Annotated in this window: 20 protein-coding genes; 11 read left to right on the top strand and 9 right to left on the bottom strand. The window is 60.3% G+C overall.

Features of this window, described 5'->3' with window-relative positions; genetic code table 11:
* Nucleotides 1–8 precede the first annotated feature (8 nt).
* Nucleotides 9–326: a hypothetical protein gene (locus KI613_RS17230; RefSeq protein WP_226401620.1), complete on the top strand. Its 318-nt coding sequence runs from the start codon at nucleotides 9–11 to the stop codon at nucleotides 324–326.
* Here the strand turns inward: KI613_RS17230 and KI613_RS17235 are convergent.
* The 5 genes from KI613_RS17235 to KI613_RS17255 form a co-directional block, all read right to left on the bottom strand.
* Complete coding sequence (locus KI613_RS17235) at nucleotides 317–670, bottom strand: RidA family protein (RefSeq protein WP_226401622.1); 354 nt, start codon at nucleotides 668–670, stop codon at nucleotides 317–319. The two genes, KI613_RS17230 and KI613_RS17235, sit on opposite strands and share 10 nt — an antisense overlap.
* 251 nt (nucleotides 671–921) lie before the next feature.
* Entirely contained in the window at nucleotides 922–1,332 is a 411-nt protein-coding gene (locus tag KI613_RS17240) for a hypothetical protein (protein WP_226401635.1), read from the bottom strand.
* Between the two features lie 8 nt (nucleotides 1,333–1,340).
* The gene (locus KI613_RS17245) at nucleotides 1,341–2,543 is read right to left on the bottom strand and encodes a hypothetical protein (RefSeq protein ID WP_226401637.1); all 1,203 of its coding nucleotides are present in this window, start codon (nucleotides 2,541–2,543) and stop codon (nucleotides 1,341–1,343) included.
* Between the two features lie 68 nt (nucleotides 2,544–2,611).
* Complete coding sequence (locus KI613_RS17250) at nucleotides 2,612–3,694, bottom strand: response regulator (protein WP_226401639.1); 1,083 nt, start codon at nucleotides 3,692–3,694, stop codon at nucleotides 2,612–2,614.
* A complete protein-coding gene (locus tag KI613_RS17255; RefSeq protein ID WP_226401641.1) occupies nucleotides 3,694–6,852 on the bottom strand; it encodes a hybrid sensor histidine kinase/response regulator in 3,159 nt (1,052 codons plus the stop codon). The genes KI613_RS17250 and KI613_RS17255 overlap by 1 nt, the downstream gene beginning before the upstream one ends.
* A 230-nt stretch (nucleotides 6,853–7,082) precedes the next feature.
* On the opposite strand from KI613_RS17255, the gene KI613_RS17260 reads away from it, so the two are divergent.
* From KI613_RS17260 to KI613_RS17285, 6 genes are all read left to right on the top strand, one after another.
* Nucleotides 7,083–7,670, top strand: a complete 588-nt coding sequence (locus tag KI613_RS17260; RefSeq protein WP_226401643.1) for a hypothetical protein — start codon at nucleotides 7,083–7,085, stop codon at nucleotides 7,668–7,670.
* A 9-nt stretch (nucleotides 7,671–7,679) separates the two neighbouring features.
* Complete coding sequence (locus KI613_RS17265) at nucleotides 7,680–8,840, top strand: efflux RND transporter periplasmic adaptor subunit (protein ID WP_226401645.1); 1,161 nt, start codon at nucleotides 7,680–7,682, stop codon at nucleotides 8,838–8,840.
* A gap of 4 nt (nucleotides 8,841–8,844) precedes the next feature.
* Nucleotides 8,845–9,558 carry an ABC transporter ATP-binding protein gene (locus KI613_RS17270; protein WP_226401647.1) on the top strand — a complete coding sequence of 238 codons (714 nt, stop codon included), beginning with the start codon at nucleotides 8,845–8,847 and terminating at the stop codon, nucleotides 9,556–9,558.
* 31 nt (nucleotides 9,559–9,589) lie between these two features.
* Nucleotides 9,590–10,798 (top strand): ABC transporter permease, encoded by a 1,209-nt coding sequence (locus KI613_RS17275; RefSeq protein WP_226401649.1) that lies wholly within the window; start codon nucleotides 9,590–9,592, stop codon nucleotides 10,796–10,798.
* Nucleotides 10,799–10,800: 2 nt separating this feature from the next.
* Nucleotides 10,801–12,000, top strand: a complete 1,200-nt coding sequence (locus tag KI613_RS17280) for an ABC transporter permease (protein WP_226401662.1) — start codon at nucleotides 10,801–10,803, stop codon at nucleotides 11,998–12,000.
* A gap of 78 nt (nucleotides 12,001–12,078) precedes the next feature.
* Nucleotides 12,079–12,516 carry a MaoC family dehydratase gene (locus KI613_RS17285; protein ID WP_226401664.1) on the top strand — a complete coding sequence of 146 codons (438 nt, stop codon included), beginning with the start codon at nucleotides 12,079–12,081 and terminating at the stop codon, nucleotides 12,514–12,516.
* Nucleotides 12,517–12,626: 110 nt separating this feature from the next.
* Here KI613_RS17285 and KI613_RS17290 read toward each other — a convergent pair whose 3' ends face one another.
* Together KI613_RS17290 and KI613_RS17295 are read right to left on the bottom strand one after the other, a co-directional pair.
* A complete protein-coding gene (locus KI613_RS17290; RefSeq protein ID WP_226401666.1) occupies nucleotides 12,627–13,826 on the bottom strand; it encodes a pseudouridine synthase in 1,200 nt (399 codons plus the stop codon).
* Complete coding sequence (locus tag KI613_RS17295; protein ID WP_226401668.1) at nucleotides 13,823–14,167, bottom strand: FKBP-type peptidyl-prolyl cis-trans isomerase; 345 nt, start codon at nucleotides 14,165–14,167, stop codon at nucleotides 13,823–13,825. Before KI613_RS17295 ends, KI613_RS17290 begins: the two co-directional genes overlap by 4 nt.
* 129 nt (nucleotides 14,168–14,296) lie before the next feature.
* On the opposite strand from KI613_RS17295, the gene rplU reads away from it, so the two are divergent.
* The 4 genes from rplU (at nucleotide 14,297) to proB (ending at nucleotide 17,191) form a co-directional block, all read left to right on the top strand.
* On the top strand, nucleotides 14,297–14,608 hold the full coding sequence (gene rplU / locus KI613_RS17300; RefSeq protein WP_117609584.1) for a 50S ribosomal protein L21: 312 nt from the start codon (nucleotides 14,297–14,299) through the stop codon (nucleotides 14,606–14,608).
* Nucleotides 14,609–14,625: 17 nt separating this feature from the next.
* Nucleotides 14,626–14,889 carry a 50S ribosomal protein L27 gene (gene rpmA / locus KI613_RS17305; RefSeq protein ID WP_117609585.1) on the top strand — a complete coding sequence of 88 codons (264 nt, stop codon included), beginning with the start codon at nucleotides 14,626–14,628 and terminating at the stop codon, nucleotides 14,887–14,889.
* A gap of 101 nt (nucleotides 14,890–14,990) precedes the next feature.
* The gene (cgtA, locus tag KI613_RS17310) at nucleotides 14,991–16,070 is read left to right on the top strand and encodes an Obg family GTPase CgtA (protein WP_226401670.1); all 1,080 of its coding nucleotides are present in this window, start codon (nucleotides 14,991–14,993) and stop codon (nucleotides 16,068–16,070) included.
* Nucleotides 16,070–17,191, top strand: coding sequence for a glutamate 5-kinase (gene proB / locus KI613_RS17315; protein WP_226401672.1), 1,122 nt, complete (start codon nucleotides 16,070–16,072; stop codon nucleotides 17,189–17,191). The genes cgtA and proB overlap by 1 nt, the downstream gene beginning before the upstream one ends.
* Nucleotides 17,192–17,257: 66 nt before the next feature.
* Here the strand turns inward: proB and KI613_RS17320 are convergent, their stop codons facing one another.
* Nucleotides 17,258–17,863 carry an OmpW/AlkL family protein gene (locus KI613_RS17320; RefSeq protein ID WP_226401674.1) on the bottom strand — a complete coding sequence of 202 codons (606 nt, stop codon included), beginning with the start codon at nucleotides 17,861–17,863 and terminating at the stop codon, nucleotides 17,258–17,260.
* A gap of 314 nt (nucleotides 17,864–18,177) precedes the next feature.
* Nucleotides 18,178–19,251, bottom strand: a complete 1,074-nt coding sequence (locus KI613_RS17325; protein ID WP_226401676.1) for a porin — start codon at nucleotides 19,249–19,251, stop codon at nucleotides 18,178–18,180.
* Nucleotides 19,252–19,340: the final 89 nt, after the last annotated feature.

Raw genomic sequence — 19,340 nt, forward strand, 5'->3', positions numbered from 1 at the left:
TACGCAACGTGCAAGAACAGATCATTCACCTCCACTCTGCCGCCCCGGCAAAACCACCTGAAGGCCAGGCGTGCAATGGCTGCGGCGTGTGCTGCGCGCTGGAAACCTGCCCGGCCGCCCGCCTGCGTTTCCTACAAAAGAAAGGGCCGTGCCCGGCCCTACAGTGGTCAGACGCTGAACAACGCTATCACTGCGGCCTGCTGGTCAATCCGCGAACCTATCTCGGCCGACTTCCCGCAGTCGCCGAACCCCTTGCCCGGCGACTGCTCGCCCGCTGGATCGCGGCCGGCCAAGGCTGCGACTGCAGCGCCGACGTTCAGCCCTGAACTACGGCTGCGGTCAACGCCATTTCCACCCGATATTTCGCATGTGAAAGCCTAGCCTGCACACAGGCGCGGGTCGGCGCATGGCCTTCCGGCAGCCAAGCGTCCCACACCATATTCATCGCATCGTAATCGGCCATGTCGGTCAGATAGATCGTCACCATCAACAAATGCGACTTGTTGCTGCCCGCCTGAGCAAGCAGTCGGTCGACGCTGGCCAGGAGGTTTTCGGTCTGGGAGGTAACGTCGGCATTGAGGTTTGCGGGTACCTCGACGAGATAAACAGTACCAGCATGAACAACGCTGTCGGAATAGCGGCGAGTCGTGCCGTAACGTTGAATCGACATTTTCAATCCCTGAAAAAGTGAAGCCCATGCTGTTCAGGCACGGGCTTCGTTTACTGCGACCCCGGCTCTTTCGGCTGGGGCATTCGGCTATTCGCCGTTACGGAGTACTACACGGTAATCTCAAGAAAACATCTATTGAATACAGCCATAGAATCTCCAGCAGCGTAGCGGGTACTACCACTTCATGCCGGGCTTGCTACAAACCACAACACGAATTCAGCTTATCACTCCGGCAAAAAAAAGCTAGCGAGTTAACGCTTGAAAATCACATTTCCGCCGGGCGGTGCTTTCGACAAAGGGACGTAACCGACCGCACCGGGCGTCGCCAGAACATAAGCGACAACAGCGTCAACATCGGGTAGCACCAAGGGAGGCGCACCTTTGCCGACATATCGGCGAACCAGCCAATAGCCGGTGTACTGCTCTTCACTCTGGCCCATGATGGTAGCCAAAAATCTTTCGCGCAACGGATGCCCCACCGGGTAATTGATCGGTATTGCCGGATGCTCGCCAATGGATACCACTCGCCCGGTATACAGCCGTTGCAAGGTCGACGGCTCCGTCTTGGGAAGACCGCCAGAAGCGATAAAGGCAAGTACCTCCTCAGCCTGAGCCAGAGCAGGCAAGCACGCGATCAGGAGGAGAAAGAGAATACGGCGCATCAAGCCGGTCAAAAGGTGAAATTGTAGGAAAGGGAAAATACGTTGATAGTCTGGTGCGAACTGTCGCCACCAGGTGGTGCATCAACCAGACTGGACGCCACACCCGTATTCGCCTGCGACCATTCAGCCTTGAGCAGGGCGGTTGGCGTCAGGCGATAGGTTGTCCCAAGAGCCACGGTCGATTGATCGTACGGCACGATGACATCGGCTATGAATTTCTGCGTCACCCCATTTGGAGGAGGCAAAATATTGTTGTTGATAGCTTGGTATTTCTCGAGAGCCGAATCCCTGGATTTTGCTTTGGCGTAGTAGACATAGGGGGTCCACGCACCAATCCTCTTCGACAGTGAAAGGTAAGCCCCCCAACGATCGAGCCCCTCGCTTGTTGAACTATCAACCTTGATCCAGGCGTATTCACCGATCATCCTGACATCGGCCGGCAACTGGATACTTACCCCGGCGGTGAACAGCGGGATGATGAGCTTTTCATCGCCCCCGTTGCCAAACATATAAGCCCCGCCGGAATAAATGATTGGCCGCCCGATTTTTGCGCCATCCCGGGTCACTTCGACACGATGTGCGCCGACCCGAAAAGTGTTATTCAGACTTCGCGCCGTCAGAACCAGCCCTGTACTCTTTATGTCGTAGGCAAGGAACCAGCTTCCGGGATAAGGCTCGCCGGGGCCTCTCCATTCGCGTGCGTAATACCGCCAAGGCGTAGTCACCTTGCCGCCATACACCTCGGCAATCCAGTCCATGCTCTCGCCGAACCACGTCTTGCTAACCCCCATCCCGACCAGATCGGTCAGAGGCGAGATCGAATAGACCTCCTGCGGCAAACGGGCGAAATCAAAGGTGGCACCGACGTCGTTGTTTTCGGTGTTGAGCATTAGCGGCAGGCGAATCTTGCCGGCCCGAATCAGCCAATCATCGCTCGGCCGCCATGAGACGAAAGCCCAGGCCAGCGACGTCTGCCAGTCGGTATCGTTATGATCAGAGGGGGCCAGCTTGGCCTGAATAGTGGCGCTCCATTGTTGCGACAAACGGGCATCGAGCTGGCCGCCAAGAATGGTGTCACGTTTGAACGTGCCGTGATTGTCGATAAAGCGCTGATACTTGTAGGATTTATCCGATTGAGCGAAGCCGACCGTACCAAAGCCTGACCACGTCAATTCGAGTGCCTGTGCTGGCATGGACAACGCAGCCAGCATGGGCAATAGCCCAACATTCGAGAGTTTTAGGGGCATATCAAAAACAGTTCTTTATGAGCATGGCAAATTTACTCATCGGCCAGTTTAATGGCAATTTCGGCGAAAGCATCTTCCAGAGCAATGAAGGCGTCGATCAGTAGCGGGTCAAAATGCTTGGCACGGCCTTCACGCAGAACATCGACCGCCTCGACATGGTCAAAAGCTCGCTTGTAAGGACGGCGGGAACGAAGTGCATCGTATACGTCGGCAACAGCCATCAGTCTGGCTGGCAACGGGATGGCTTCGCCCGCCAACTGATCGGGATAACCACAGCCATCCCAGCGCTCGTGATGGCTGCGGGCGATCTGCGTGGCGTACAGCAGCATCAGATTCTCCTCCCCGAGCTCATGCTGCGAGCGCAATAGCATCCCTTCACCCTTGATCGAATGCGTTTTCATGATTTCGAACTCTTCCGGCGTGTGCCGGCCCGGCTTGAGAAGGATGTGGTCGGGAATGGCGATCTTGCCAATATCGTGCAGCGGCGCCGCCTTGGCGATCTGATCGATATGCTCCGGGGTCAGGAAATCACGATCTCGGTCCTGTTTGCTGAGGTACTCGGCCAATAGCCGGACATAATCCTGGGTCCTGCGAATATGGTTGCCAGTGCATTCGTCGCGAAATTCGGCCAGCGAGACCATGACGCGAATGGAGGCCTCCTGAAGGCGCAGGACTTCGTTCACCCGGCGCTCGACTTCGCTTTGCAGCCAGGCGCTCTTGTCTTCAAGGAAAGTTTGCCAGGTCCGTATTTGCAGATGGGTCCGCACCCGCGCCAGCACAACGGACGGCGCGATCGGTTTGCGAATGAAGTCGACCGCGCCCATGGCCAGACCATATTCCTCATCGTCGGCACCTGCCTTGGCAGTCAGGAAGATTATCGGCACCGCCGCTGTCCCCGGGTCAGCCTTCAGGCGCTTGCAGACTTCGTAACCGTCCATCTCCGGCATCATGATATCGAGAAGGATCAGGTCGGGCTGGGCACTCGCCGCCAGTTCCAGCCCTTTGGCGCCGCCGTTGGCCAACTTGACCCGATAGTGGGTACGAAGCAACTGATTGAGCAGGCTGAGATTGGCCGGGGTATCGTCGATCACCAGTATCGTTGCACTATTTCTCATTACTGCCCGCCCCCACCCTGATTTGCGTTATCCAGAATATGCAATGCCTGATCAAAATCCCATTGTCCGATAGCGTGATCAATGGCCGCCACCTGCCGTGGCGAATACACCCCGACCAAACGCCCCTTGTTCATGCGCCAGACCTCTTCGGCCTCGCCGTCACCCCCGCCCAGCTGCTCGCGCAACAAAGCAAGCACCGCCTCGATCGGCCGATCATCCGTGGCTGCTACCGAATCAGACGAATTGGCTGGCATTCGCTCAATCCCGGCCAACAAGGGCTGCAACTGTGCATCGACTTCGGCTATTTCCCCGAAGGGCTCGACGACGCCACCTTTGATGATATTCTCAAGATCATACAGAGCAGACTGCAACCGGCCCATGGCGAACGTGCCGGCCAGCCCCTTCAGAGAATGGACCTGACGCTGCGCTGCCTCGAGATCACCTTGAGCCAGCGTCGTGTCCAGCCGATCGGACCAGCCATGGCAATCTTCGGCGAAACGGCGCAAAGTTCGCGCCAGAAACGGCAGACGGCCCTCGAACCGCCGCAAGAGCACCGCAGATTCAATTTGCGGAATTGCCGCAATAGCAGCTATGAAAGCCCGATCGTCCTCGGCCGCATCGGCTGGAGGCAGGGCATGCCCCGGCAAGCCTCGCCAATACGGCTGCACCATGGCCAAGAGATCCTCCGGCTCGAAGGGCTTGGCAATATAGCCATTGACCCCTTTCGCCAGCCCGTCTTTCATTCCCAGTCCTGCGACATGCGCAGTCATTGCAATAATCGGCAAATCCTGGAAGCGCTCCTCTTCCCGCAGGCGGCGGGTTGCCTCCCGGCCATCCATGATCGGCATCTCGAGGTCCATCAAGACCAGCGCGTAGTGGCCGGCGCTCTCGGCGGACAAGATATCGAGCGCAATCCGCCCGTTGGCCGCGACATCGACGCTCGCCCCCCAGCCCCTGAGAATTTCTCCGGCGACCTGCTGATTGAGTTCATTGTCTTCGACCAGCAGTATCGACATTCCTTGCAGACAACCGGGATGGGGAATGGGGTGCTCGAGCCTGACCGTCGGCTCCATCTCCACTCCCGTGCCCAAAATGCGGCGCAGGACATTTGGCAACAACGGTTTCTGGACCACATCGGCAACCCCCTTGTGGTCGACCTCCTGACGCAACAGGGATGCATCGGCCACCGAAACAACAAGTGTCCGGGCCGGCAGGGAAACTCCTCGCGAGTGAAGCGCCTCTATCAGCTCACCGCCGGACATGTCGGGCATCAACCAATCAAGCAGCAACAAGTCGTAAGCCCTTCCTTCATTACTCGCTCTCGTCAGGCGCGCCAAGGCATCCAGACCACCCGGCGACTGATCCACCTCTGTGCATCCCATCGCCAGCAGCATGGCAGCCATGCTCTCCCGGGCCGGCGGGTAGTCATCGGCAACGAGCGCCCGCTTGCATTCGATCAGTAACGCAGCGTCACCGCCTTCCTCGCTGAACGGCTCCAGCGGCAACTGCATGGCGAAATGGAAGACAGTGCCATGGTCAACCTCGCTTTCAACCCTGATTTCACTGCCCATGGCGGCGAGCAGCCGCTTCGAAATGGCGAGCCCTAACCCTGATCCACCGTAACGCCTGGTCGTCGAGCCATCGGCTTGGGAAAACTCCTGGAACAGGCGGCTGATCTGCTCTGCAGTCATCCCAATGCCCGTGTCTTCAACACGGCAGACAATGGTCGACGTCAGCTTGTCGCTCGTCCGTTCGCCGACGATTAGACGAACATGGCCGGTTTCAGTGAATTTGACTGCATTGGACAGCAGGTTGATCAACACCTGTCCCAGTCGCAACGGATCACCTATCAGGTGCTGCATGTTCCGGGTTGGCTGAAAATCGAGGATCAGTTCGATATTTTTTCCTTCGGCCCGCTGCTGCACCATGAAGAGCGCGTTCTGGACGACCAGTTCGAGATCGAAGGGAACAGCCTCTAGCGCCACCTTGCCGGCCTCGATTTTCGAAAAATCGAGCACGTCGTTCAATATCCCGAGCAGCGAGCGGGCTGCGGTGTGAATTTTGGAAACATAATCGTGCTGTCTTGGCGGCAAGCCCGATTTGAGGGCCAGATAGGCCATGCCGAGAATCGCATTCATCGGCGTCCGGATTTCATGGCTCATGTTGGCCAGAAAAATCGATTTCGCTTCAGCTGCCACTTCGGCCCGCGCTCGCGCCTGGCGCAAGGAGCGCTGGACCAGCTCGCGTTGTGCGATGTCAGCCTCGATGGCCGCCGCCATGCTGTCGATGGTTGCGGCCAGGGCCTGAACCTCCTCAACCCCTTTGAGGTCGCCGACGCGTTCACTGAATGACTTTTCCGCCAGCGCCGTCGCCGTCCGGTGCAAGGCAGTCAGGGGCGCCAGCAGATGCCTTTTCAGGTAGCCATAACTGAGGACCAGCACGACCCCCGCGCCGAGCAGCAGGAGCAGTGCGGCGATGATCCAGCGCAGCAGATGCTCGCCAGCCCGCCCCAGATTTTTTGTTGTCCGCTGGTCAACCTGGCTAGTTAGCTCATCGACCGCGATCGCCAGTTCGGCCCGCAGTTTCAGGTAGCGCGCCTCGTGCAGCAAGGCATTGGCGAAATCGCGTTGCGGCTCTGCCTCCGAGACAAATTCGCGCTTTACCGGATCATACAAGCCCTGCGTCGCGGCAAAGGCAATCTGCTCAACCTGCTTCATCTGGTCGGTGATCTGGAATACCCGGCGGAGAATGGCCACTTCGCTCTGATCGAAACCGAGCAGGCTGGTCCGCTCGGCCAGCGCAACGCCGGCGCCGGGAGGCGGTGTCACGTAGGCGATCGTCCCGCCGATAACCTGTTCCCAGAAGGTTTCCGGCACCGAGTCCGGGGCTTTTTTCGTACCCTCGCGGATGGCCAGAATGTCGTAGTAATAGATAAGGTAGCGCGGATTAGCCGTACTGACGTAGGAACTGACCAGCCGGCTAAGCAAATCGACCTCGTGGCGCACCGAACCCATGAGTGCCATCGAATCCTGACGATGCCTTGCCGCATCACGGGCGTCGTCGTACGAAGAGAGAGCCCCCAGCGTCGCACCGGCGATCAGGGAGAGCACCCCGGCCAGGGCGATCAATACGCTGAAAAAGGCTTTCCGCAGGTTCATTTAAGCAAAACGCAACGAGGCATCACGACCCCCTTCGCAAATCCGGAAGCGAAGGCGACGACAAATGCCCATGAATGCCCTCCCTGCGTCTATTTTTCCAATTTGCATCATATTCCAGTTTGCATATATTTTGGCATTTCGATTCCCTTCTCTGCGCGCTTCGATTGGCCAAAGTCGGGCTATCGTTCAGAATAGCGACATTCACCCCCACCCCTAAAGCCCAAAGGTCCATGGACAATCTGATCAAGGACACTGCAACGCTGGAGCTCTTCTGCTGGCTTGAGCCGGGAGCCGAGCTGCCGGGCTGGGACATTCTAAAGGGCAGCCCCTTCGGTGGCACGCTGGCCTCCCCCGAAGGCGGTGCGCCGACGCCCGGCGACCAGTTGCTGTCGGTGCAGAACTATTTTGCCGAGTACCACCTGGAGTATTTCCGGCAGCGCCGCTACAACCATTTTCCGAGCCGCCTGCATGCCCTGCTCCAGTTCGCCACGCGGACCGATGCGACGACCTTCCGCCTCAAGCACCCACAAAAGGTCTTCGGCAAGAACCTGGCTTGCTCGCGCACCAAGGGCGCCTACATCTGCTCCTTCCACGACGCCAGCTGGCTCGACTACCTACGCCTGCCGCACAGCCTGTCGCTCAGTGCGCTCGACGAAGTGGCCGACCACTACTGGTCCGGCCGCACCGTCGAAGAAATCGGCCTGACTTTCATGAATGAACCGTGGCAGGAACCGCCGGTCATCGAAGCACTTTACCAAGGCGCACTCGAACCGGTCTGGGGCCATGAACAATCCGGGTGGTTACCCGGCTTTCGCTAGGAAATCCGCATGCGTCGCATCGCCATCATTGTTGCCGTCATCGCCGTTCTCGGCCTTGGCCTGTTCTATTTCACCCGGCCGAAACCGATCCCGGTGGTGCTCAAGGAAGTCGCCGCCGGCAAGGTCGAGGCGACGCTGGCCAACACCCGGGCCGGGACCATCGAGGCCTGCCAGCGCACCAAGCTGTCGACCATCATCGGCGGGCGCATCGAGTATCTCGGTGTCAAAGAAGGCGACAAGGTCAAGAAAGGCCAGTTGCTGCTCAAGCTGTGGAATGACGACCAGCAGGCGCAAAGCGCCTTGGCCCAGGCGCAGATCACACTGAGCGCCAAACGCAGCGAGGAAGCCTGCATTGCTGCGGTCAACGCCGAAAAAGAGGCAAAACGACAATCCGAATTGCGTGCCAAGGGTTTCGTCTCAACGAGCAAGGAAGAAGCAGCGCGCACCGACGCCGAAGTCCGTCGCGCCAGTTGCAACACCGCCAAGGCCGACATTGCTCAAGCCGAAGCCAAGCTGAAGACGACCCGCGTCGAGCAGGGCCGTGTCGCCCTCTACGCACCGTTCGACGGCATTGTCGCCAAGATCGTCGGCGAACTGGGCGAATACTCGACGCCCTCGCCGCCAGGCGTACCGACGCCGCCGGCCATCGACCTGATCGACGACTCCTGCCTCTACGTCAAGGCGCCGATGGACGAGGTCGATGCACCGAAAATCCAGATCGGCCAGCCGGTGCGCATCACGCTCGATGCCTTGCCCGGCAAAACTCTGCCCGGCAAGGTGCGGCGCGTCGCGCCCTACGTTTCAGCAGTCGAAAAGCAGGCGCGGACGGTCGACATCGAGGTTGATTTCGAAAAACCGGCCGAAGCCGGCAAGCTGCTGGTCGGCTACAGCGCCGACGTCGAAATCATCCTCGCCGGCCGCGACCAGGTGCTGCGCATCCCGACCGCGGCTATTCAGGAAGGCGGCAAGGTGCTGGTCTTCAATGCCGATAGCGGAAAACTTGAAGAGCGCCTGATCAAGGCCGGGCTGGCCAACTGGGAATACACCGAGGTGCTGGAAGGTTTGGCCGCTGGCGAGCGCATCGTCACTTCGCTCGACAAGGAAGGCGTCAAGGCCGGCGCCAAGGTAACGCCGGACGATAAAACGCAGACCCAAGCCAAGGCGAAGTAGGCGCATGGCGCTGATCGAACTTTCCGGTATCGAACGTCGCTTCCTGCTCGGCGACACTACGGTCAACGCGCTGGCCGGGCTCAATTTGCAGATCGAGGCCGGCGAGTACGTTGCCGTGATGGGGCCGTCCGGTTCCGGCAAATCGACGCTGCTCAATCTCCTCGGCCTGCTCGACCGGCCAAACGAAGGCACCTACAAGCTCGAAGGCCGCGACGTGACGACGCTGTCGCCCGACGAGCAGGCGACCGTGCGCAGCACGCGCATCGGCTTCGTTTTCCAGAGCTTTCACCTAGTCCCGCGCCTGACGGCAGCCGAAAACATCGCCCTGCCGATGACACTGGCCGGCATCCCGGCGGCCGAGCGCAACAAGCGCGTTGCCCAGGCGCTCAAGGATTTCGGCCTGGAAAACCGGGCCAACCACAAGCCCGACCAGCTTTCCGGCGGCCAGCGCCAGCGCGTTGCCATCGCCCGCGCCACAATCATGCAGCCGGCGCTGATTCTGGCCGACGAGCCGACCGGCAACCTCGACCGCCATACCGGCGAAGAGGTGGTCAACCTGCTCGAAGCGCTGAATGCCAAAGGCGTCACGCTGATCGTCGTCACCCACGACCAGGGCATGGGCGCCCGCGCCCGGCGCCAACTGGTGATGGAGGATGGACGGCTGAAGGCCGATTCGCAGCAGACGGCCATTTCAAATTTGGCCGAAATTTCCGGTTGACCGTGGCAATGTCCATTTTCGCGCCCACCCCATGCGCCTAGCCGACACCCTGCGCTTCGCCCGCGATGCCGCCACCGGCTATCCGATGCGCACGACGCTGTCGGTCCTCGCCATGTCGATCGGCGTCGCCGCCGTCGTCATCCTCACCGCTCTCGGTGACGGCGCGCGGCGCTACGTCGTCGGCCAGTTTTCCTCGCTCGGCACCAACCTGATCATCGTGCTGCCCGGCCGCTCGGGTACCGGCGGCTTCAATCCGGCCAACGCCATCACCTCAACACCGCGCGACCTGACCATCGACGACGCCGGCAGTCTGCGTCGCCTGCCCGGCGCCCGCCGCGTCGCCCCGCTCGCCGTCGGCACCTCGGAAATCAACTACGGCGGCAAGCTGCGCGAGGTCATGGTGGCCGGCTCGACGGCCGAATTCATCCCCATCCGCAACTTCGAGCTGGCCCAGGGGCAAGGACTACCGGAAGAGGACTGGAATCGCGGCTCGTCGGTCGCCGTCATCGGCGCCAAGATCCGCGAGGAAATGTTCGGCGCCAACCCTGCCATCGGCCAGCTCGTCCGCGTCGGCGACCGCCGGCTGCGCGTCGTCGGCGTGCTCAAATCGACCGGTCAGGGGCTGGGCATGAATACCGATGAACTGGTTATCGTGCCGGTTTCGCTGGCCCAGGCCATGTTCAATTCGAACACGCTGTTCCGCATCATGATCGAGGCCAACAGCCGCGACGCCATCCCGGGCACCAAGGATCAGGTGATGGAAACCCTCAAACAGCGCCACCGCGGCGAGGAAGACGTTACTGTCATTACGCAGGATGCCGTGCTCGCCACCTTCGACAAGCTGCTCGGCGCGCTGACGCTGGCCGTGGCGGGCATCGCCGCCATCAGCCTGGCGGTGGCCGGCATTCTGGTGATGAACGTCATGCTCGTCGCCGTCACCCAGCGTACTGGCGAAATCGGGCTTTTAAAAGCGCTCGGTGCCACATCCCGGACCATTCGCCTCGCCTTCCTGGCCGAAGCCGCCATGCTCTCGGCCGTTGGCGCGCTGGTCGGCTACTTGCTCGGCCAGCTCGGCGCCTTTGCGCTACGCCAGTTCTTCCCGGTCTTTCCGGCCTATCCGCCTGACTGGGCGGTCATTGCCGGCCTGACGACAGCACTCGCCACCGGCCTGATCTTCGGCGTCATGCCGGCGCGCCGCGCCGCCCGGCTCGACCCGGTGCAAGCGCTCATGAAGCACTAGCCATGCTCGCCGCCGACGCCCTCGAGCTCGCCGTCCGCGCCATCACGGCCCAGCGCCTGCGCAGCTTCCTGACCCTGCTCGGCATCGCCGTCGGCATCGCGGCAGTTATTTTGCTCACCTCCATCGGCGAGGGCATCCACCGTTTCGTCCTCGGCGAATTCACCCAGTTCGGCACCAACGTCATCGCCGTCGCCCCTGGAAAAACCAAAACCGGCGGTTCGCCGTCCGGCCTGCCATCGAGCGCCCGGCCGCTGTCGCTCGACGACGCCAAGTCCCTCGAACGCCTGCCGCACATCGTCGCCGTCACACCCAACGTACGCGGCAATGCCGAAGTCGAAGGCAATGGCCGGACGCGGCGGACGCTGATCTACGGCGTCAATTCCAAATTACCGCTTATTTACCGGTCGACCGTGCAAAGCGGCCAGTTCCTGCCGGCCGACGATGAGGGCAGCGCCCGCGCCTTCGTCGTCCTCGGTTCCAAGCTCAAAACCGAGTTGTTCGGCAGCGAAAACCCGCTCGGCCAGCGTCTGCGCGTCGGTGGCCTGCATTTCCGGATCATCGGCGTGCTGGCGCCGAAGGGGCAATTCCTCGGCATCGACCTCGACGACACGGCTTTTGTGCCGACAGCCCGCGCCCAGGAACTGTTCAACCGCGAAGGCGTCGATGAAATCAACATCGCCGCCGAAGAAGGCATCCCGTCGGCGCTCGTCGCCAGCCGCGTCAAGACGCATCTGATCGACCGCCACGGCCGCGAGGATTTCACCATCGTGACGCAGGAAGAGATGCTCAAGACGCTGTCCAACATCCTCAACGTGCTGACCATGGCCGTCGGCGCGCTGGGTGGCATCTCTCTGCTGGTCGGCGGCGTCGGCATCGTCACCATCATGACCATCGCCGTCACCGAGCGGACCGGTGAAATCGGCCTGCTCGTCGCCCTCGGCGCGCCGCGGCGGACCATCCTCGCCCTCTTTCTCGGCGAAGCCGTCGCCCTTTCAGCGCTCGGCGGGCTATTCGGGCTGATCCTCGGCTTCGGCCTCGCCCAGCTCATCCACTTCGCGCTGCCCGCCTTGCCGGTCCACACGCCACTCAGTTTCGTCTTGTTGGCCGAAGGCATCGCCATCGCCATCGGCCTCGCCGCCGGCGTCCTACCGGCCCGCAATGCGGCGCGGCTTGATCCGGTCGAAGCCCTCCGGACGGAGTGAGCACCGCGTCACAACCATACGCTAACGTATGCTAGAGTTCGTGTTCTAAATTCAACAAACCCAACCAGGAGCCCAGCCATGGCGTATCACATCGACCAACTCCAACCCGGCATGTCCGCCAGTATTGCCAAGACCGTCACCGAAGCCGACATCATCCTGTTCGCCGGCATTTCCACTGATGTCAATCCGGCCCACCTCGACGAGGAATACGCCAAGACCACCATGTTCGGCGGCCGCATCGCCCACGGCATGCTGTCGGCCGGCTTCATCTCCGCCGTGCTGGCCAACCACCTGCCCGGCGCCGGCACCATTTACCTGTCGCAAACGCTCAAGTTCAAGGCCCCGGTTCGCCCGGGCGACACCGTGCGCGCCACCGTCACCGTCAAGGAAGTCAATGTCGCCAAGAACCGTGTGGTCCTGGACACCGTGTGCACGGTCGCCGGCAAGGTCGTCATCGAAGGCGAATGCCAGATGATGCCGCCCGTCCGTGCTGCCGCACCGACCGGTACCGCCTGATTTTCAGTCAGCACCAAGAAAAACGCCGGCCCGGTTAAAAACCGGCCGGCGTTTTTGTTTTCTTGCCTTCCAGTCGACTTCTTACGGTCAACCGGAAAAAACAGCCAAAATCAAAAAGCCTCGTCAGCCCTCAGGAACCGCCACTGGCCGACTTCCAGCTCACCGAGCTTGACCCGGCCAATGCGCACCCGCTTCAGCCCGATCACCCGCAAGCCGACCAGCTCGCACATCCGGCGAATCTGGCGCTTCTTGCCTTCCTTCAGGATGAAGTGCAGCTGATCCTCGTTGAGTTGCTTGACCCGCGCCGGCTTGAGCGCCTGACCGTCGAGCTCCAGACCGTGGTTGAGCAGGTCCAGCCCGCCCTTGATCATCTCGCCAGCCACCCGCACCAGATATTCCTTTTCGACCTGGCTATCGTCGCCGATCAGCTTCTTGGCGACGCGACCATCCTGCGTCAGCACCAGCAAGCCGGTCGAATCGATGTCGAGACGCCCGGACGGCGCCAGACTGCGCAACATCCACGGCTTGAACTCGGGGTCGCCCGACTGCTTGACCTGATTTTCCAGCGTGATCAAAGTGATCGCCGGCGTAAAGCCCGGCTCCGGCTGGCCGGAAACATAACCGACCGGCTTGTTGAGCAGCACCGTGACCTGCTTGGCTTGGTCGAACTTGGCCTCTTTCGAGATCGCCACTTCAGCGTTCGGATCGATGCGCGAACCGAGTTCGCTGACCCGCTCGCCGTCGACAAAGACCCAGCCGCGCTCGATCCACAGATCAGCCTCGCGCCGCGAACACATGCCGCGCTCCGACATCACCTTGGACAGACGCACGCCTTCCGGCGGCGGACCATCGCGGACGACCGGCGGGCGAACGACCGGCGCCGGCTTGGCAGCCCGCTCCGGACGATCAGCCTTGACGCTCCACTCAGCAGGTGCGGCCGGCTCAACCGGCGCCGCCTTGGGTGCCGATGGCTTGCGCAGCGAAGAACCACCGCGCAGCGGCTTCTTGTTGATCGCCCGCGGCGAAGGCGTCGCCGAGCGACGAACGCCCAGCGTCCCTTCCGGCAAGGCCGGCGCTTCTTCGCTTACCTCTAGCGGCGCCTCAACGCGCTCAGCCCGCACCGGAGCAGCCTCGAACGATTTCGTTTTTGGCCGTTTTTCCGGGTTGACCGTGGCATCGCGCCTAAACTCCTCTTTCGGCTCAGCTCCAGCCGCCGGGGCATCCGGCTTGCGCCATTTTGCCCACGGGTCGTCAGCAGCGGCGTCGTCCGACGGCCGCTTCGGACGGGAATCCCTGTCGGAACCGCTCATCGCAGACCGAGGAGTTCAACCTCGAAAACCAGCGTTGCATTCGGCGGGATAACGCCGCCAGCGCCGCGTGCGCCGTAGCCGAGTTCCGGCGGAATGGTCAGCTTGCGCGTGCCGCCGATCTTCATGCCCTGAACGCCCTCGTCCCAGCCGCCGATAACCTGACGCATGCCGAGCGAAAATTCGAACGGGTCGTTGCGATCCTTGCTCGAATCGAACTTGCTGCCATTGGTCAGCCAGCCGGTGTAATGCACGATGACCTGCTGGCCGGCCTTGGCCTCGGCGCCTTCGCCGACAACGGTATCTTCATAGACCAGCCCGGAGGCGGTGGTGATTTCAGCCATGGGAACTCCTTTTTTCAAAGACGGGCAGTTTACCACACCCCCTCGACAAGGCTTTGACTTGTCAGCGAATTTCCGTATAATGCGCGGTTCTTTGTAGCACCCTTTAGATTTATTTTCGGAGTCCAACCCATGTATGCGGTCATAAAAACCGGCGGTAAGCAGTATCGCGTTACCAATGGTCTAAAACTTAAAGTAGAACAGATACCGGCAGACGTTGGCGCAGAAGTTACTCTCGACCAGGTCCTCATGGCAGGCGAAGGCGAGTCGGTAAAGATCGGCGCTCCCTTCCTTGCTGGCGCCACCGTCAAAGCAACCGTGATTTCCCACGGCCGCCACGACAAGGTCAAGATCTTCAAGATGCGTCGTCGTAAGCACTACCAAAAGCATCAAGGCCATCGTCAGAACTACACCGAATTGCGCATCGACGCGATTGCGGCTTAAGTTCAAGGAGCTAATAAATGGCACACAAGAAAGCAGGCGGTAGTTCACGTAACGGCCGCGACTCACAAGCCCAACGACTGGGCGTCAAGCGCTACGGCGGTCAATTCATCCTGGCTGGCAACATCATCGTTCGCCAGCGCGGTACCGAATTCCACCCGGGCGACAACGTCGGCTGCGGCAAGGATCACACCCTGTTCGCACTCAAGGACGGCGTGGTTCAGTTCTCCATCAAGGGCTTGAAAAAGCGCCGCGTGGTGACCATCGTTCCGGCTGCCGAATAAATCGGCCAAGCGGAAGCAAAAGCCCCGTCCGCTGGATGGGGCTTTTTAGTTTATGCCACCAGATTTTCTGGCGGCGATATTCCCGGATGTAGAGGCGGAAAATGAAATTCATCGACGAAGCAAAGATTTACGTTAAAGCCGGTGACGGCGGCAATGGCGCCGCAACTTTCCGCCGCGAAAAATACATCCCGATGGGTGGCCCGAACGGTGGCGACGGCGGCCGCGGCGGCAGCATCTACGTGGTGGCCGACTGCAACATCAACACCCTGGTCGACTACCGCTACACCCGAAAATTCATCGGCAAGCGCGGTGAAAACGGCGGCGGCGCCGACTGCTACGGCGCCGGCGGCGACGACATCATCCTGCGCATGCCGGTCGGCACGGTCATTTCCGACCTCAACACCGGCGAAATCCTGGCCGACCTCGACGTCAACGAGAAAAAAGTCCTGATCGCCAAAGGCGGCAAGGGCGGCCTCGGCAACATCCACTTCAAGTCCTCGACCAACCGCGCCCCGCGCCAGAAAACCAATGGCGACCAAGGCGAAGAACACGAACTGACGCTCGAACTGCGCGTCCTCGCCGACGTCGGCCTGCTCGGCCTGCCCAATGCCGGCAAGAGTACCCTGATCCGCGCCGTCTCCTCAGCTCGCCCGAAGGTCGCCGACTACCCGTTTACGACACTGCACCCAAACCTCGGCGTCGTCCGCGTCGACGCTGAAAAGAGCTTCGTCATGGCCGACGTTCCCGGCCTCATCGAAGGTGCCGCGGACGGTGCCGGCCTCGGCATCCGCTTCCTCAAGCACCTGCAACGCACGCGCATCCTCCTCCACCTCGTAGACATCGCCCCGATCGACCCGGATTCCGACCCGGTACGCGACGCCAAGGCCATCGTCGGCGAACTGCTCAAGCACGACCCGGCGCTGGCCGACAAACCGCGCTGGCTAGTCCTCAACAAACTCGACCTGATTCCCGAAGAAGACCGCGAAAAGACCGTCAAGGACTTCCTCAAAGCCTACAAGAAAGCCACCAAATACGACGGCCCGGTCTTCCCGATCACCGCCATCAGCGGCGAAGGCACCAAGCCCTTGATCTACGCCATCCACGAAGCGCTGGAACAAATGGCACGGCCGGAAATTCCTGACGACGACGAAGACGCTGAAGACAACGCCACGGAAGAATGATGAGCAAGACCCGCCTCGCCAACGCCAAACGCCTCGTCGTCAAAGTCGGCTCGGCGCTCGTCACCAACAACGGCGCTGGTCTCGACCTCGCCGCCATTGAAGACTGGGCCCGGCAGATCGCCGTGCTGCGCCAGCAAGGCAAGGAAGTCGTCATGGTCTCTTCCGGCGCCATCGCCTGCGGCATGCAGCGCCTGGGCTGGGCCAAGCGACCAAAGACGGTGCACGAACTGCAAGCGGCAGCCGCTGTTGGCCAGATGGGCCTGGCGCAAGTCTATGAAGGCGCTTTCGCCAAGCACGGCCTGCACACCGCGCAAATCCTGCTCACCCACGATGACCTCGCCGACCGCAAGCGCTACCTCAACGCCCGCTCGACGATGACCACGCTGCTCGAACTCGGCGTCGTCCCAATCATCAACGAGAACGACACCGTCGTCACCGACGAGATCAAGTTCGGCGACAACGATACACTCGGCGCCCTAGTTGCCAACCTGATCGAAGCCGACGCCCTGATCATCCTGACCGACCAGATCGGCCTGTTCACCGCCGACCCGCGCAAGGATCCGAGCGCCACACTGATCAGCGAAGCCACGGCCGGCGACGAGTCGCTCGAAGCCATGGCCGGCGGCGCCGGCACCCGTATCGGCACCGGCGGCATGATCACCAAGGTCATCGCCGCCAAACGCGCCGCCCGCAGCGGCGCCCACACCGCCATCGCGAGCGGACGAGAGATCGATCCGATCATCCGCCTGGCCGCCGGCGAACCAGTCGGCACCTTGCTCGTCTCGCAAACCCAACCCCTGGCCGCCCGCAAGCAATGGCTGGCCGACCACCTGCAACTCGCCGGCCGCCTGATGCTCGACGATGGCGCGGTCAACGCGCTAAAAGCCGGAAAAAGCCTGTTGCCAATTGGCGTCATCGCCGCCGAAGGCGAATTCGAGCGCGGCTCGGCCGTCGCCTGTATCAGCCCGGCTGGCCACGAAGTTGCACGTGGCCTGTGCAACTACGGTAGCGGCGAAGCCCGCCTGATTACGCGCAAATCAACGGCGGAAATCGAAGCGATCCTCGGCTATGTCGACGAACCGGAATTCATCCACCGCGACAATCTGATCCTGCTCGCCTGACGGGGAAACATCCATCAAAAGCAAAACGGGCGCCAAGGCGCCCGTTTTTCATTGCGACACGCTTGCTTAGAAGCGATAGGAAACGCCAACACCAGCAGTAATCGGGCTCAGATCAAGCGTACCGATCTTCGCACCGCTCAGGGTCACATCGGTTTCCATCTGGATGTACTTCACATCGACGTTCAGGCCCCAATTCTTGTTGAACATGTAGTCGAAACCAACCTGGCCGGCCAGGCCAACGCTGGAGCGGTCAACCGATGCGGCACCATTCAGGATATTGTCGCGACTGAAGAACAGTGTGTAGTTCACGCCAAGGCCAACATAGGGCTTGAAGGCACCAAGGTCGGTAAAGTGATACTGAACGAGCAGGGAAGGCGGCAGGGCCTTGATCTTGCCGATATTGGCACCCGCCATGGTGATATCGACGGTCTGCGGATAGGTCAGGACCAATTCGGCAGCAATGTTCTTGGTAAAGAAATAGCTCAGATCAATTTCCGGAATCCAGCGGCTCTCGGCTTCAATCGGGCCGGGCAAGCCGTCTTTCTGGCCATTTTCGAACTGCACATCGACGGCGCGCACGCGGACCATGAACGAACCATCCTGAGCCTGAGCAACAGAGGAAGAAAGCGCGCCAGCGGCAATCAGCGCAGCAACCAGAATCTTGTTAGCCATAGATCACTCCCTATCATCGTTATGAAAAAAGGGATGCTATTACCATTCGGACTAGGCATTTTGACCTAGGTCAATAACCTTATTACTTACATGGATTTTAAAGGGCATTCACTATTTTTCTGCACCATCGCCAATCAGCGATAACTTTTAAAAGCAACCCAACCATGAAAAATGGGAGTCGAAGCTCACCGCACGAAAGGACGGCGCATGGCCACTCGCACAGGTTCAGCGATTGCAGAAGCTGATCGAGAAAATCTGAAGCAAAAAAACGGGAGCCAAAGCTCCCGTTTCTGTTCCAACTGGAATTAACCAGATTAGAAGGAGTGACGCAGGCCTGTAGCGTAAATGTTGGTATCGGCACCTTGAGCACCAACATCGCTCTGAACACGCTTGGCAACCATACCGGCATAAGCAGTCGTACGCTTGGACAGGGCGTAGGTTGCAGCCAGAGTGCCAACCTTAACATTGTCGGCACCGGCGGTAGAACCAACGTTCAGAGCGGCGTATTCGGCGATAACACCGACCTTGGCACCAACCGGAACGGTGACAGAAACAGCCCACTTCTTGTCCTTGCCGCCAGCAACAGCAGCAGCTTCACTCTTCTGCTGCTGATAGAGAGCTTGCAGCTTGACGACCGAGAAGTCGTAACCGGCACGAAGACCCCATTCCTTAACATCGTCGTTAGCCAGGTTGGTTTGCGAAGCAACAACCTTGGTGTAGATCGCGCCAGCGGTGATCGGGCCATTGGCGTAGCTGACAGACAGCAGGTTCGCAGTATTGTCGGTGTTGCCGCCGATGCTGGTGGTGGCCGAAGCGGCTTGGCTGGTGGCAGCCTGTTCGGTCAGACGAGCGTGGTTGTAGGCAACGGTCACGCCACCGAAGGACGGCGAGATGTAAGCGACAGCGTTATTGGCGCGGGAAGCAGAGGTGATCAGCGTACCGCCACCAGCGTTGTAAGCGGCGCCGATACCGGTAGAGCCACCCAGTGCAGTAGCAGCAACCGAGAAGTCCAGACCCGTGGTCTGCAGACGACCAGCAACAGCCGTACCGAAGCCGCCGGTCAGGCCAACGAACTGCTGACGACCATTAGTGCTGGTGGAGGTAACCAGACCACCAATGCCAGCGTTATCGTCAACGTTCAGACCGTATTCCAGAACAAACAGAGCCTTTAGGCCGTTGCCCAGATCTTCAACACCCTTGAAACCGATACGGGAGGTGGAGAGAACACCGGAATTGACGTTGAACTGAGTTTGCTTACCAGCAGCACCCAGATGGGTTGTACCCAGAACGGCCATATCAGCAATACCGTAGATGGTGACGTTGGTTTGAGCGAAAGCAGCAGTAGAAGCCAGGCCAGCGATAGCCAGAGCGATCAGTTTCTTTTGCATCAGAAAATCTCCTTAGTGGTTAGTTTTTAATCCAGCAGTAAAACCGAATTAAGCTTTACCTCTCGGATCGAGAAGTTGGCATCGATTGT

It is taken from the genome of Ferribacterium limneticum, from assembly GCF_020510585.1.
Lineage (GTDB): Bacteria > Pseudomonadota > Gammaproteobacteria > Burkholderiales > Rhodocyclaceae > Azonexus.